12 protein-coding genes and 1 tRNA gene are annotated in these 14,584 nt (G+C 55.1%); 5 read left to right on the top strand and 8 right to left on the bottom strand.

Annotation, left to right across the window (positions count from 1 at the left end; genetic code table 11):
• Positions 1-4: 4 nt before the first annotated feature.
• Complete coding sequence (locus IGNI_RS07045; protein WP_012123501.1) at positions 5-916, bottom strand: ROK family protein; 912 nt, start codon at positions 914-916, stop codon at positions 5-7.
• A 32-nt stretch (positions 917-948) separates the two neighbouring features.
• Here IGNI_RS07045 and IGNI_RS07040 point away from each other — a divergent pair, with 32 nt between their 5' ends.
• Positions 949-2,889: a phosphoadenosine phosphosulfate reductase domain-containing protein gene (locus tag IGNI_RS07040; RefSeq protein ID WP_012123500.1), complete on the top strand. Its 1,941-nt coding sequence runs from the start codon at positions 949-951 to the stop codon at positions 2,887-2,889.
• Between the two features lie 50 nt (positions 2,890-2,939).
• Here the strand turns inward: IGNI_RS07040 and IGNI_RS07035 are convergent, their stop codons facing one another.
• Both IGNI_RS07035 and IGNI_RS07030 read right to left on the bottom strand, forming a co-directional pair.
• Complete coding sequence (locus IGNI_RS07035; RefSeq protein WP_012123499.1) at positions 2,940-4,856, bottom strand: multiheme c-type cytochrome; 1,917 nt, start codon at positions 4,854-4,856, stop codon at positions 2,940-2,942.
• Between the two features lie 81 nt (positions 4,857-4,937).
• A complete protein-coding gene (locus IGNI_RS07030) occupies positions 4,938-5,573 on the bottom strand; it encodes an orotidine 5'-phosphate decarboxylase / HUMPS family protein (protein ID WP_012123498.1) in 636 nt (211 codons plus the stop codon).
• A gap of 33 nt (positions 5,574-5,606) precedes the next feature.
• On the opposite strand from IGNI_RS07030, the gene IGNI_RS07025 reads away from it, so the two are divergent.
• Entirely contained in the window at positions 5,607-6,251 is a 645-nt protein-coding gene (locus IGNI_RS07025; protein ID WP_012123497.1) for a hypothetical protein, read from the top strand.
• On the opposite strand, the gene IGNI_RS07020 is transcribed toward IGNI_RS07025, so the two are convergent.
• Genes IGNI_RS07020 through IGNI_RS07005 form a run of 4 tightly spaced genes read right to left on the bottom strand, consistent with a single transcriptional unit; the run spans position 6,207 to position 9,895 of the window.
• Positions 6,207-7,463 (bottom strand): TldD/PmbA family protein, encoded by a 1,257-nt coding sequence (locus tag IGNI_RS07020; protein ID WP_012123496.1) that lies wholly within the window; start codon positions 7,461-7,463, stop codon positions 6,207-6,209. The genes IGNI_RS07025 and IGNI_RS07020 overlap by 45 nt on opposite strands.
• 31 nt (positions 7,464-7,494) lie before the next feature.
• Positions 7,495-7,821 (bottom strand): hypothetical protein, encoded by a 327-nt coding sequence (locus IGNI_RS07015; protein WP_012123495.1) that lies wholly within the window; start codon positions 7,819-7,821, stop codon positions 7,495-7,497.
• A gap of 14 nt (positions 7,822-7,835) precedes the next feature.
• Positions 7,836-8,519: a hypothetical protein gene (locus IGNI_RS07010; RefSeq protein ID WP_012123494.1), complete on the bottom strand. Its 684-nt coding sequence runs from the start codon at positions 8,517-8,519 to the stop codon at positions 7,836-7,838.
• A 17-nt stretch (positions 8,520-8,536) separates the two neighbouring features.
• Positions 8,537-9,895, bottom strand: coding sequence for a DUF5591 domain-containing protein (locus IGNI_RS07005; protein WP_012123493.1), 1,359 nt, complete (start codon positions 9,893-9,895; stop codon positions 8,537-8,539).
• Between the two features lie 57 nt (positions 9,896-9,952).
• Between IGNI_RS07005 and IGNI_RS07000 the strand changes: the two genes are divergently transcribed.
• From IGNI_RS07000 to IGNI_RS06990, 3 genes are all read left to right on the top strand, one after another.
• Positions 9,953-10,135, top strand: coding sequence for a hypothetical protein (locus IGNI_RS07000; protein ID WP_052570395.1), 183 nt, complete (start codon positions 9,953-9,955; stop codon positions 10,133-10,135).
• Between the two features lie 34 nt (positions 10,136-10,169).
• Positions 10,170-10,243: transfer RNA gene (locus IGNI_RS06995), tRNA-Pro, on the top strand.
• A 23-nt stretch (positions 10,244-10,266) separates the two neighbouring features.
• Positions 10,267-10,911 (top strand): GTP cyclohydrolase IIa, encoded by a 645-nt coding sequence (locus IGNI_RS06990; RefSeq protein WP_012123492.1) that lies wholly within the window; start codon positions 10,267-10,269, stop codon positions 10,909-10,911.
• Between the two features lie 73 nt (positions 10,912-10,984).
• Here the strand turns inward: IGNI_RS06990 and IGNI_RS06985 are convergent, their stop codons facing one another.
• Entirely contained in the window at positions 10,985-14,524 is a 3,540-nt protein-coding gene (locus IGNI_RS06985) for an MMPL family transporter (RefSeq protein ID WP_012123491.1), read from the bottom strand.
• Between the last annotated feature and the right edge of the window lie 60 nt (positions 14,525-14,584).

Here is a 14,584-nt window from a genome sequence, read left to right as displayed (position 1 = left end):
AGGCCTACTTGAACACATACCTCAACTTCTTTATTAACCACTGGGGCCTCTCTACTCCTAAAGCTCCCGCCCCGTAGAGGGGGCTCAGCTCGCCGTAGAGGGCTTCTTCGACTTTCGGGGCTTCCCACAACAAGTAGTCCTCCAGTTCCTCCAGCGCAGAGAAGAAAACCTTCTTATTCTTTGAAAACACGCCCCCTCCTAGGACCACTACCTCCGGATCGTAGAAAGCTATCACCGAGCTGACGAACGAGTTCAAAGCCCTCTTGAAAAGTTCGAAGGCCTTTGGGTTAGATCTGATAAGGTTGAACAGCTCGGCCGCGTTCCGGGCCTCGAAGCCTTCCCTCTTGAAATAGTTTACTATGTTACTTCCGCCCAACACCGCCTCGGCGTGGTCCGTCTTACCGCACCCACACCTCAACCCGAGGCCTAAGGACATGACGAAGTGCCCGACCTCGTGGGCGTTGCCCTCCCTCCCTAGTAAGAGCCTCCCGTCTACGACGGCGCCGGCCCCCACTCCGGTGCCAAAGGCTAAGTAGACTAAGTTCTCCACGTTCCTCGCCTTGAACTCCGCGTAAGCCCCCGCGACGCAGTCGTTGATCACCAAGACCGGAATCTTCAAGCGTTCCATTAAGGGCCTCCCGACCTCTTGATCTTTAATTTGAGAATGGGGATTAGAGACCACCTTTCCCTCGCTCATCTTTAGGGGTCCCATGGTAGCTATCACGATATTTTGGACTTCTTTATCCTTGAAGTAGCTCCAAAGAGGCTTCCAGAGGGGCTCCTCTTTAGGGGTCGGGAACTCCTCCAGCTCCTTTAAGGAGTCGTTTTCATACAAGGCTACCCTGGTCTTGGTGCCCCCGACGTCTGCAACGCCAACCGGCCTTTCGTCGAACGCCTCACTATTAAGGTAGTCCACAACGCCTCCCGCCCGCGCGGGTGCCGCCCGACTTGAAAAGGAAGTGGGAGAGGGAGCTCCAAGTATACTGGTGTCCGGAGCTCAACGTGCCGGTGTTCCGGAGACGGGACTGCGAGGGGAGCGTTAGGCTCAAGCTCTTCGACCCCAAGGACCTTCGCCCCGCGTGGGAAGGGGACAAGGAACACCTCTCGAAGGCCTTCGATGAGGAGGTCGGCAAGGGCGCTTTCGAAGCCCTAACGCAAGGCAGGATGGTCTTCTTGAATAAGACGTCCGCCCTTGACCACGCGTACGAAGTGGTGGTGGATGGCGACATACTGGCGAGGGTAATCTACGACCCCTTCGTCGAGAAGTGGAGGGTTAGGTTAGGCTACTTGGGAGCGTTGAGGGCACTCGAGAAGGGTTTTATAGACAAGGTGGTGGTAGAAGGGCCGAAGCCCGGCGAAGTGGTCGGAAGGGGCCACAAACAAGTCGCGCTGGTGGACGAGGAGGGAAGGGTCGTCGGCGTCGCCATACCCAAGCGCGGCAAGCTTCGGGTGGACAAGGTTTGGAAACACCCCCGTAAGGGCGCCTTGAGCGAGAGGCCCCAGACGCTTAGGGACGTCATAAAGGCCAACGAGGCCTACCTCCAAGAGCTCTTGGAGTGGAGCCGCCAAGTGGTATCTAAAGCGCCGGAAGGGGTTAGGATAGTCTCCCTCTCCGGAGGGAAGGACTCGGCCCTAGTTACTCAAATATTGAAGGAATTGGGGGTCGAGGCCAAGCTGCTGTTCAACGACACCGGCATAGAGTTGCCGGAAACCGTTAAGACGGCCGAAGAGGAAGCGAAACACTTTGGAATGGAGCTGATTGTGGCGTCTGCTGGGGACCTCTTCTGGAGGGCAGTCGAGTTGTTCTCACCCCCGGCGAGGGACTTTAGGTGGTGTTGTAAGGTATTAAAGCTGGGACCCATAGCAAGGACCTTAATCAAGTTTGGAAACGTCGTCAACTTTGTGGGCAACCGGTGGTGGGAGAGCTTAGAGAGGGCCAAGGCCACTCCAATTATGAAGATGAAGTACTTCCCTACCATAACCACAGTAAACCCCATCCTCCCGTGGCCCCAACTCTTGGAGTTCGCCTACTTGATAGACAAGGGGGTGCCTCTGAACCCCCTATACTTCAAGGGCTTTGACAGAGTCGGCTGTTTCATGTGCCCGGGAGCGACTGCGTGGGAGTTCAAGCTGGTCAAGGAAATTCATCCGGAACTGTGGGAGAAGTGGGAGAAAGTCCTCCGGAGGTGGGCGGAGAAGTTAGGTTACGGCGAGTGGTGGCTCAAGGGCGGCTGGAGGTGGTTGGCCCCCGAGGCCCCTAAGGTAGCCTTGGCCTCGAAAGCGGGGGAGAGGGTCGACTGGAGGGAGGAGTACTCTAGGAGGCAAACGAGGGTCAAGTACAGCTCTCACGAAGTCCGCAAAAACAAGGTCGTTGTCAACGTTAGTTACAACATCGAGAAGGCTCTAGAGCTGGCGAAGCTCTTGGGCGTAAAGAAGGAGGGCAACGTAGTTAGCGGACCCAGGGGGACGTACAAGTTCATGGAAAATAGGATAGAAGTGGTCAGCAAGGGCCCGAAGCCCTTGGAAGAGGCCTTCGAGGCCCTCCGAGTGGTGCACGCCTCAAACTCTTGCGCGGGGTGCAAGATCTGCGAGACGTGGTGCCCCACTGGGGCGATAAAGGTAATCGAAGAAAACGGGGAGTTCAGACCAGTCCTATGGAGGTCCGAGGCTTGCGACGGGTGTAGATTATGTATGTACCTCTGTCCTTCTGCCGACATAGTTGCTGACCACCTAATAGCTTCTCTTATGTATAACAACCCTAAGGCGTGGAAGAGGCCTCAGAGGCCCCACAAGGAGGTAGTCCAGAGGCTGGCGGAGGGCGCGTGGAGGGCTAAGGCCGGAAGGAGTCATAAGGACGAATCTGGAGGCTGTAATAGCAAGGACTATTAATATAGAAACAAAAAATCATTTGGTTAATTTTGTGAAGCGGGCATTGGGCCTCACTTCGCTAGCGCTTGCTGTACTTGGTTGAGCTGCTGCTGCAAGCTCTTTATCGCTAGCGCGTTCTCGTAGTAGCTTATCATCTTGTTGAGCGCCTCCATGACGGTGTCAACTATACCGTACCAGTGTGCGTAGTCGGGACCCATCATGTAAGCGCCGTTCCTCCACCTCCTGCCCTGGTGGTGCCAGATGTAGTACCACATGACCTCCATGAACTCGTCCAGCTTGTTCTTGGGGTCGTGTATGCCTTGCGCCCACGCCTTCTTCAGCAGCTGGAAGGCGAACTGCGCTACGGCGTTGTAGTCCCAGAGGTTCTGGTCGGCCGTCCTGAAGAAGTTCTCGGCCCAAGAGCTGCTGTGGCAGAGCTCACAGACCTTCATCATCTCCTCTCTGTGCTCCTTGAGCTCGCCGGTGTACTCTATGGTCATCAGCCTTGGGAACTTCAGCTCGCCGGGGGCCGGGCCGAGGTCCACCACCTTGTAGCCGGTCATAGCTACGTTCTCATAGCCTGCGCCGTTCAGTATGTTGCCGCCCTTGACTATCTTGTTCTGGGTGTTGTCAGGCCACTTGGGCTTCGGCTGGGCGAAGAAGTGCATCTGGTCCCACACTAGCCTCTTGGTGAGGTCGTGAGTGCCCTTCACCAATATCATGCTGCCGTCGGGGCTGGCTATGGTGCTCATGTGGCACGTGGCACAAGTGGGCACGTCAAAGTCCACGCCGACCCTCCAAGGCACGCGCTCCATGTTGAACTTCTCCTTGTGGAGCTCGTAGATGTTGCCGTGCTTGCTCTCCTCGTATATCTCTATGTGCGGGTGGTCGTAACCTATGTGGCACTGGCCACAAGTCCAAGGCTCCCTAGCTTGGGCCACGCTGAACTCGTGCCTCGGGTGGCAAGCGGTACAAGTGCCCAGGCTGCCGTCGGGATCAATCCTGCCAGCGCCGTTGCTGGGCCAGCCCCAGTACCTCATCCTCTCCACACCGGCGAAGCCCTTGACGTTCACGTTCTCCTTCTTGTAGGGTATTACTAAGCTGCCGTGGCACTCGTAGCACGCGTGGTACACGTAGGCGTTCTTGTAGCCTATGTAGTTCATTACGTTGCTAACCTTCTGGAAGTACTTGCTCTTGCCGACGGCGCACTGAATGCTCAGCTCGGCCTCAAAGCCCACTCTCTCGGTCACAGTGGTGTTGAGTCCGCCGCTGGCGGGGTAGAGGGGACTGACTATCCTCTTGAAGTCGTAGTCATAGGGGGTGCCGAACATCTCGATGAACTTGGCCCACTCCTCGGGTACCTTCTCGCCGTTCAAGTACATGTAGAGGTACTTGACGTACTCCTTCCACCACTCCCAGGTTAGCATGTCCTTGTCCCTAGTGGCAGTGTAGACCGGAGGAGTCATCTTGCCTATGAGACCATGCTCTTTGGCATACTTGACTATCTTGGAGTACCACGGGGAGAGGTTGGTGTTGAGAGCGCCGAAGCCGTGCCAAGTCCAGCTTATCTCCCTAGCCTCCTTGGGGTGGCACTGGCTACAGTCCTTAGCAGTTACGATGCTCACTATCTTGAATCCGAAGTGGTTGACCACGTCAACTCTGTCTTGCTCCTTGAACATGCCGTGACACTCGTAGCAGCCCACGTTGTAGGGGTAGTTCTGGAACTTCTCGGCTATTTGCTCGCCGGGGGAGCCGATGGCTTCGTAGAGCTTGAGCACGTTCTTGGGCACGTTCTCGGCGTGCTCGCTAGCCGCCCACTGCATGACTATGTCGGGAGTCGCTTGCATGTGGCACCCCACACAAGTCTTGGTCTGAGGGCTGGCCTTGGCCAACGCCTCCTGTAGCTTGGCCATGCTGCTGACATCGGCGAGGACGGGAGACGCTAGGACTACTAGTGTCAGCAGGGCGAGGACCGCTTTCCCTCTCATTGTACTCTCCTCCCTATGTCACGGCTCTCCTTGCGAGAATAAAAACTTGGGAAACTCCATAAGGGGGGTGAAAGTAAATCTTCACGCCTTACAGCCGGAGTATAGCCGCAACAAGTACTCCCGGGGTGAGGGGTTGCGCGTCACCGTGCGACCTATTATCTCGGCGTCCGCTCCGAGCTTAACCGCGCTGCAAGGCCTTGCCCCTTGAACCCCCACTCCGGGGCTGAGGACTTTTCGGGGCCACACCTTACGGATCTTAACTAACAATTCGGGCCTCGTCGCCGGGGCTACGATTCCGTCAGCGAGTTCGTAAGCTATTAGGACGTTCTCCCTCCACATCCTGTTCAGCAGCTCGTCGGCGCCCTTGTGGCTCATCGCCACTACTAAGTAAAGTTCTTTATCTTGCTTATTTAGCTCTTCCCTTAGCTCCCGAAGAGCTTTCTCCCTCCCTACAAAGGCGTGTGCTATAACTGCGTCGAACTCGAGCCTCCTTATTATATTTATCATAGTGAAACTTATGTCCGCGAGCTTTAGGTCGAGGACGACTGGGGCCATCTCTCTGAGCGTGCCGAGCTTTTCCTTACCTTCTAACAACAAGGGCCAGCCTACCTTAAACGCCACGACTAAGTCCTTCATTTCTTCTGCAATGCCCAGCGCCCAGTCCCACCCCTTATCCTTAGGGGGGTCCAAGGATATCACGACGGGCAAACGCGCCAATACTTTTCCCCCGAGCCTCGGAGAGGGGGACTTTTGAGGGTGAATGGAAGGAGACTAAAGAGCTTAAAGAAGTTAGAGGCCTTGGGTCTGAACGTCCCCCTCTACGCTATCGTTACTCGAGACGGCACGGAAAGGGTCAAACATTTCAAAAAACAGTGCGCGGTGAGGTTTGACTACTTGGAATGCTCACTCCCCCGCTTGCCTGGCGAAGTAATAGTAGTCGAGGGCCCGCCTCCGCTGATAGCTCACTCCTCGCCTTGCGTGGCCCCCTTGCTGCCGGAGCTCTTGAAGTGTAACTTCACGGCTCACGTAACCGACGTAACTATAAAGGATTCGGTAGGTGCCGGCGTTACGCTGAAGACCAAGGATAATAAAATAATAATAGAGGCCACGACCAAGGGTAGCGTGAGGGATATTACTAGGAAGGGGATTTTCGACGTAACTGCGAACTTCGTCGGAAACGTCCTAGTAGCGAAGGGGCCCGTAGAGGGCCTCTTAAGCTATTGTATGTTCGAGAGCGCCAAGGCGGCTAGGAGGTTGCCGCCCGGGGCGTTGGAGTGGAGCTGCCACAAGGGCCGCTACGGAATCAAGGGGGACCACGTAGTATTCTGGGAACATATTGAATTGCGATCCTCAGGTCAGCTTCACCCTAACCGCTACCCCCGGAGCGAAGACTGAGCCGACCCACCTGCCGTTCTTGTCTATGCCCTCCAGCAGCTTCCCGAACAAGTCATATACGTTAACGTTCATGACGGCCTCTATGTGCTCCCCGTCCTTCCACGCCGGAGACAGCACCACGCTCATGTCCCCGGTTTCCGGGGTCGCGGTGTGTAGCCCGGTGAGGCCCGCTACTACAACTTCGCCCTCCGCCCCGTCGCGCGCGTGGAGGGTCAAGTTCGTGTAGCTCGGGGAAGGCGGCTGGACGGGGCTCTGTCTATACCCTCTTCCGACGAAGCCCAGCTTGCTTCCCCAGTACAAGTCGCCCAGGAACGCCTTCACAACCCCTCCGTCCACGAGGACTTGGGGCTCGGACTTGACTGCCTCTTCGTCGCAGCCGTGGCTCTCCGGGCCGCCCGGCAAGGTGGGGTTGTCGCTCAGCGTGAATGCCTCGTTAAACGCTTGCTCCCCGAGCCTCCCGCTCAAGGGGCTCTTCCCGCGCACCACGTTGTGCGCGTAAAAGGCCTCCGCGAGGAAGTCCAAGAGCTCCGCCACAGCTCGGGGGTCGAAGTAAACTAGGTACTCGCCGGTCACCCTCTCCGGCCGCAACTTCAACGTCTTTGCTTCCTCGAAGACTTTCCCGGCGAAGTTTTCTATCTCGGGAGGCGCGCTCCTGGACACGTAAACGTCGCTGACGGCCTTAGTCAGATAGCCGTTGACCCTCTTGGACGCGGCTACGAACGCCTCGACGCGGGTCTCCCTCTCCTCGTACTCTCCGCCCTCAGTGTTTGCTATGACCCACTCGCCCACCTCAAGCCCCACCGACCCCATGACGTTCAAGCTTTCGTCGGCTATATCGAGCATCCTTTTAGACATATCAATAACAAAGTCTAAATCCTTAGACGCTAAGCTTTTACTAAAGGTTCCGGGAAGGGGAGAACACCTCGACGAGGGGAAGCCCGGCCACCACTCGACCCTCTTAGAGACCCTCGCAACCTTCTCGGCCCTCTCATAAGCTTCCTCGATTACCTTACGTAGGCCTTTGGTCTCGTCCAGCGTCGTCGAGTAGAACCCCACCTTTCCGTCCCTAACAACCCTAACCGCCACGTAGCTCTCCGTGCCCGCGCTGAGCCACTTCAGCTTGCTGTCGTCAATTTCGCTCCTCAAAACTTTGTACTTAGACACGTACACCTCGGCGTCCTTTAGGCCGCTTAGGTTCACTTCTTCCAGCAAGGGAGCTCCCCGATGCAGTCAAGAGGGGGTTTTACGGTAAGTTGTCAAAGAAACTGAAGGGCTTGGTAGACCTCTTGAAGAGCCTCGTGTACTCGCCGTCCTTCTCGATGTGATAACCCTTGCTCTCCGCCGCTTCTTCGTCCACCTCTCCAACGACCCTTATGCTCACTTCGTAGGCGTTTTCGGAGACACTCCACCTTACCACAGTTTCTTCCTTAGTTGCTACCACGTTATACTTCACTACAGTGTCTCCCATCAAGTTCTTTATAACTGCCCTCCTCACGGAGGTGTTATAACCCTTAGCCTTCAACTTCTCAGCAACCCTTTCCGCCTCGACCCTCATCCTCTCCTCGTCCAAAGACCTCCCTCCCCCTACTTCGCGAGGGAGCTCAAGAGCTTGAAGTGACGACGCAAGGCCTCTAGGTCCAACTTGTCCGGCGTGTCGAAGGGGGAACCGAAGTTCTCAGTGATCCCCCCTACGGTTAAGTACAGATCCTCGCTTCCCAAGCCTTTAGGTGAGACCCCTATCCCGTCAATCACGACCGCCGTATCGCACAAGGTTAGCAAGTCTTCCCACCGAGAGTATCTGGGGACCAGAATCAAGGTGTTAGTGGTGTCGAGCACGCTCAAGGTAGCTAGGGCTGTGGCGGAGTGAGCGAAGCCGTACCAAAGGGCGTCGTAGAAGGTTATTACGCACGTGGGGCGACCCCTCCTCACGTACGCCACCGCCCCCTCGGCCTCGCCCCAAGAGCAGGCTTCGAAGTCGCCCTCCCTCATGGATTTTATCACTAGCTCTTTGAAGTCCGTAGGGATCGCGAGGGCCGGCGAGGTCAAGACCCTTCTTACGCGGGGGAGCGTCTTGCCGTCAAACACGAGGGTCCCGGCGTTCTCGAACTCGACGTAGCCGGCCACCACGAAGTTTTCTGAAGAGCCCAAGCCGGCGGGCAGACAAGGGACTCTCCTCCCAAAGGCCCTTACCCTGCAGCCCCACTCCTTTACGATGAAGCCGGGCACCTCGACCTCTCTGAATGAGTAGTACTGGCTGAGGAAGTTCACCCTCTCCTCGGCCAGTTTTAGAGGGCTCGAGTGGTAGTGGGAGATCTCGGAAGCCCTTCGGACGACTTCTTCAAGCTTTCCAAGCACTCTCTCAAGTCCTCCAAGGCTTTGGGGTGGGCTACCGGGGGCTTGAAAGACTTAACCTCCTCGTCGTATCGCTTTAAGCAAGGCACGCAATTTATCCCGAGTTCGGCACAAGCTTCCATAACCGCCTTGAAGCTTTCGCTGTCTGGCTTCAAATAGACTAAGACCTTTTCGTAGTGGTCCTTGTGCTTCTCTAGGTACCTCTTCACCCTCTCTTTAGTCACCTTGGTGTAGAGTTCCTTTATCTCCTCTGTCTCTTCCCACTCGGGCCAGTCGTAGGCGTTGAAGGGGTACTCGTCCGCGAACTCCTCCGGGACCACGCCAGGCGAGCTCACCGCCACCATGTGTACTTTCCTTAGCACACCTACCTCTCTCAACACCCTCCTTATGCTCTTCCACGTCTTGCTCTTGTAGTAAGGCTTCTTGTAAGAACACGGAACGAATAAGAGGAACTTCTTCTTCTGAGGGGGCTTGTAGAAGTTCGTCAAGAACTGCTGCCAGACCTCGTAGTAGGGGTGTAATAAGGCCTCCTTCGTAGCCCCCACTATCCTTTTCCTCATCCACTTCGGGAACTTAGGCTTGAACGCGAAGTTGCTGCTGTCCACTTGCACTCGCGGGTCGTGGATCCATTCCTCAACCGCTTCGTAGAACTCCTCCGGCGGCAGGGGCTTCCACTTGCCTTCCACCCACATCTTGAAGAGGGGGCTGTCGCTGTGCGGGTAGGTGTTTATAATCACGACTTCGTCAGAGTACCTCAGCGCCAGCTCTACGGTCTTTTTCAATAACTCCCTCCAGTTTTCTACAGGGGGGTTTGCCAATACGTAGGTCCTAACCTTCGCGCCAACGCCTTTGAGCAGCGTCGCTTTGGAGATATACTTGGATACGCTCATAGCTGGGTACTTGCCCAACTTCTTTAACGCCTCGTCGTCGGCGACCTCCAAGCCCAGAGAGACCACGAGCGCGTACCTTCGCCTTAGGAAGGGTTGTAGACGCTCGTAAGTTATGAAGTCCGGCAAGCTCTCGACTTGCAGCTCCTCCAAGCAAGGGGTCTCGACCCTCTCTGCCAACCAGAGCCTCAGCCAAGGCGGGTATTGGGAGTCGTCGAACAGGCTACCCGAAGTATATATCTTTAACCTCTTTGGGTTGCTAGCTAGGGCTTTGTTTACCTTCTCCATAAACGACTCTGGGGTATCCTTCCCGACCTTCTTCCCCCACCCGCAGAACACGCAAGCGCCCCACGAACACTTGCCGAGCTCGCTCACGACCGCCTTCTCCTTAGTCGTCCAGCACACCGTCGGGCATCCGGAGGAAAGCGGATAAGTTAGGGTTAGTAAGGTTGGGGGCGCCGCTTGAAGCTGAAGCGCTCTTTGAGCGAGAGCGACGTGTTAATTGCCATGATAATTATAATAGTTGCGTTGTGGACCTTCGGCAAGGAGATGCCGCCACTAATCAAGGTGGGTATAACGACTACAATATTGTTCTTATTTATGAGCATAGCACTCGTAATAGGCTCCGAGGGCGAGCGAGAGTAAGCTTATAGGAGTCTTCGGGCGGGAGGTGCCGGAAGGGGCCGTCGTCTAGCTTGGTAGGATGCGGGGCTTGGGCCCCCGTGGTCCGGGGTTCAAATCCCCGCGGCCCCACCTAAAGCCCCAGGGAAGGGTCCGTGCACAAAGTCGCCAGCGTGGTGTTGGAGGGCTACAGGGAATGGACCGAAAGCTTGGGGGACGATCGCGAGTGGAAGATTCAGCTCAAACAGGCGGAAATCGACATGGTTGCGACGAGAGCCGCGAAGGACGTGGGCGCATTCTACATACCAACTAGAAAAGATGTGCTCTTCTTCGTGCTCAACGGGGTGGAGGACCCCGCGCCCATCTTCGAAGAGGTATCCAAAGTAAGCCCAGTACCCATTTCGGTCGTTGTCGGTTGCGGGAGAACTCCCTTGGCCGCTTTGAACTCTCGCGAGACGTGCAAGGTCACGAGCAACATAGCTGCTATACACATTGATATAAACTTTTTCAGAACTAGAGACAAGTACTTAGGCTTCGTGGAGTCGGTAGACTTATTGGACGACATACTCAAAATAGGGATAGGCTACGGTTCTATAGGTACGTACTTGGGAGGGGACAACATAGTGATGTTCTCGGACCCCTCGGCGGCGGGAGAGCTCGCGCGCTTGATCTCCTCGTTCTACGACGTGAAGGTGGGCGTTGGAATAGATAAGACCCCAAGAGGGGCCTTGGAGCTAGCCGCGAGGGCGTTAAGACTCCTCCGGGAGGACCGGACTTCTAAAGTCATAATATTAAAGTGATCCCTCCTCGCATTCGGGCGATGAGAGGCGCGCTGGAAGCTGAGAGGTGATGCAATTGGCTACATTTCGAGCCCTATTCCTTCCATATTAACGAGAAGAACGCAGGAACTAACGTGAATAGGGATAATGTCAGTATTATTGGAACAAGACCCAATGCGATGGCTATTTCTTTAAGAGCCCATATGTTCGACACTAAGAACGCTAGGTACGCCACGCTGAACGTGGTCGCGAAGCCCAATATTAGCTTGTACATCCTCGAGGAGTTATAGTTAAGCGCGTTCATCTTGGACGCACAGTCCCCGTCCTCAAGGATTTTGCAACTTTCAACAGCTTCTTTGAGACCGAAGAAGTAGAACACCGAGTAGTCGCTACCGACGCTGAGGACCACGGTCACTACCAACGGTATTACTACCCACAGCAAGGTCACGTTTAAGATCTTTGTTATCAGCAGCGCAGAAACGCCCATGGCCACTAGTAAAGCGGCTACGGAGTTTATGGAAGCCGCTACCACCATCTCAGTCCTCCTCAAGATTGTCACAAACGTCGCTATTGTGACTATTATCATTATAGGTATTACATAGTTAAACGTGATCTCGTTTACCGTGACTGCTATGTCGTAGTTCATAGCGCTCTGTCCTCCGACCAACACGCGGTCGAAGTTCTTGCCACGTATCCACGAGCTCAAGAAGGACCTCAACTCCTTCACGGCGTTTACCGCTTGGCCGGAGTCGGGCGGCGAGCTGGGGAGCAAGTAGAGTATACACCACCCGTCCCTCAAGTATTGGTTGCCCCCTACGAGCTCGAGTACCTCCGGGTCTTCGGAGACGAAGCGCCCCAACGGGCGAGTGTAGGCGAATACGTAGTCGAACTTCCCGCTCTCGAGGAAATATCTCGAAAGGGACTCGACCTCCTTAGCTACCTCGCTTAGGTCGTCGGCGCTCATGTGCAACATAACTACCGTTGGGCCCAAGACTCCGGGGCTCGAGTAGTTCTGCAACACTACAAGGGCTCTCGTCGCCGAGCTGTGTTGCGGCAAGAACAAGTAAAGGTCATATCCGGGCTGCACGCTGACTACGACGTAGATCGAGGATAGTATGAGAATTAGAGAGACTAAGAACGTGGTTTTGGGCATATCTATGGATAGGGCGGTCAAGATGGGGACCGAAGGCTTCGCCCTCTCAGGGCCTATCCCCAACACGTCTTTGAAAACTACGGTTATCAACGGCCCTACTACGGCGGTGAAGAGTATTGCTAAGGGAACGAATACGCCTAACGTGGACAGCCCCGGAAGGGTAAAGGCGGAGACGGCTCCGAACGCCACGAAGCCCAGCGAGGCCATAGTCGCAGCTATGAGGACTGGCTTCATAGACTTTATCAAGTCCCTCCTGTAGTTCGCGACCGTGTAGAGGGAATAGTCTATACCCATTCCTAGTATGGTTGCGGTTGCAATTACCATGTCGATGTTTGACGGCTTGACCCCGAGCTGTCCCACTAGCGCGACTACGATCTTATAGTATTGCAAAACTATGTATATTATAAATACTGGCAAGAGGGCTACCCTTAAGCTCCTAACGCTTAAGACTAGGGCCAGCAGCACCAATAGCGCACCTACCTTGTTCACCGTGTCGATGTCGGTCATCGTAGCAGTCTTTATTTCGTTTGAGATTATCGATGGGCTTATCACGTATGACTTGAAGTCCGCTAAGGTAACAGGCTCGGGGACGTCTTTGTTAAGTACAAATATCAAGTGTTTTTTGTCCCTGCCTACGAGGAGCTCCGTGGCAACGTACTTTAACATGAAGCTTTGAGTTATATTATCTAAAATGCTTCTGACGTTGCTCAAGGCTTCTTCGGGGGTGTCGCTCCATACTATCAACCTCAACACAGACGTTATGTTAGTTAAACTTTTGAGGAGCTCGAGCCGCGGGTCGTTCAGCGCCGCCGCCTCGCTCAATATAGTCCTAAGCACTATCTTCCGGATCTGTTCTTCGCTTAAGCCGGGCCCCAAAGCCACTATGCTGTAGATCAAGGAATCCACGGCAGACTTACTGAAGCCGTACCTTTCCATCACACTGGCTATGCGCTTAAAGACGCACAATGCGGACCTCTTCTCCGCCTCCACGAAGCTCTTCGAGTGAACCACGCCGGAGTAGATGCAGTTAGGGTAGAGAACTCCCTTGGCCTTCAAGTACCACCTAAGGACCTCCTCCGGCCTCGCCTTCCCGAAGAGGAGGGAGACCGTGAAGTTGGACGGGATAGAGTGCTCTTCTAACCTCTTTGCGAGAGATGCTATAGAGGCGTACCTCACCAAATCTTCGCCCATTCCGCGACCGGCGATTACGTCCTCTGCCTCCACGCCCTCCGCACCGCGCGCCCTTAGGACCTCACTCACGCCCTCCTTCTCGCACGCCGTCGCCAACACGGTAAAGGGGACGTCGGTCGTAATGGATCGAATTATCGCCTCCTTCAAACACTCATCCTCGATGCTCAAGAACTCTACGACCAGTTCGCCGACAGCCCTTTCGTCCCCCTCAACCGCCTTTAGCACTAAAGAGGCTGTCTTGAGGTCGAGGGCTAAAGTGCCCCTCAAGACCTCTGAAACCGCGCTGTAGACTTCTCCTTCAGTGGCGTTGGGCGACAACGCGGTAGCAAGCAAGGCGACGTTTCGCATCTCCCCCTCAGTGAGGTTGAAGTAATAGTAATAGCTCGACAAGCTGTTTGGGACCAAGGAGACGAAATAGCCCAAGACAGTTTTGACTAATTTTGTGTTTGGTTGCGTGCCGTTGCACAACGGCCCGTTCCAGCCGCTTACAGTATAGAGGAAGGCTTGCGAGAGGAGCCTCCTCACGGCCCCCTTGAGGCCCTCTCCCTCGCCTAACCTAACGGCCAAGTCCCGGACGTTCCCTTTGCCTTCGCAAAGCTCGCGCAAGCCCTTGAGGAGGTCATAATAAGCCTCCGTATAGTACTTCCTAATTATACTGAATGCCGATATTATTGCCTTCGACTCGTTTAAAAGCCTCTCTGCAGAATAGAGGGCCGTGGGCAGCTGGGCCACGCACCTCTCTTCCTCGGCCACAAAACTCCTCTCGAAGTCGTTAACCTCGGACGCTACGCTATTCCAAAACTCGCGGTACTGGGCGTAGGTCACGTTGACGTTCTTCAGTTCCTTGTACACCGTCCAAGCGTCGGAGGTGGCTTCGTAGACGTAAATCCCTATTCCGTCCAACTGTTCAGTCAAGTCCTTGAGGTATTTAACGTATTTAAAATTAGCGACTATGTACTTCGTCATGGATTGATCTAGGGTATTGTAGATTTTTTTCTTCAGGGTAAAATAGTCCAAGGTCGAGTAGGCACCATATACCCTCTTTAACGTAGCGTTTATCCTCACGCCGAAGTCCGAGGGCAGCCGGTCGTAGGTGACGTTCGGAAGCTCTATGAGGACGACCGAGCCTCCGAACTTAGCGCCCCTGCCAGAGCCTAACAGCCTCTGAACCTCGTAGGACTGCGAGGAGGTCGGCGTCATATTTATCAACGTAGGGCTGGGGGAGGGGAGCTGAGCGGAGATCGCTAGCAGAGCCAACAAGGCTAAGCCCGTCAGAGCCGTCCTTTTCAAACCCCTCCCCGGCTCTCGCCCACGGGCCCACTTACTCCTATAAATTCCTTGTGGCTTGCG

It is taken from the genome of Ignicoccus hospitalis KIN4/I (assembly GCF_000017945.1).
GTDB classification, from domain to species: Archaea; Thermoproteota; Thermoprotei_A; order Sulfolobales; family Ignicoccaceae; genus Ignicoccus; species Ignicoccus hospitalis.
The sequence above is the reverse complement of the archived record's forward strand: the minus strand, read 5'-3'. Positions and strand labels throughout refer to the sequence as shown.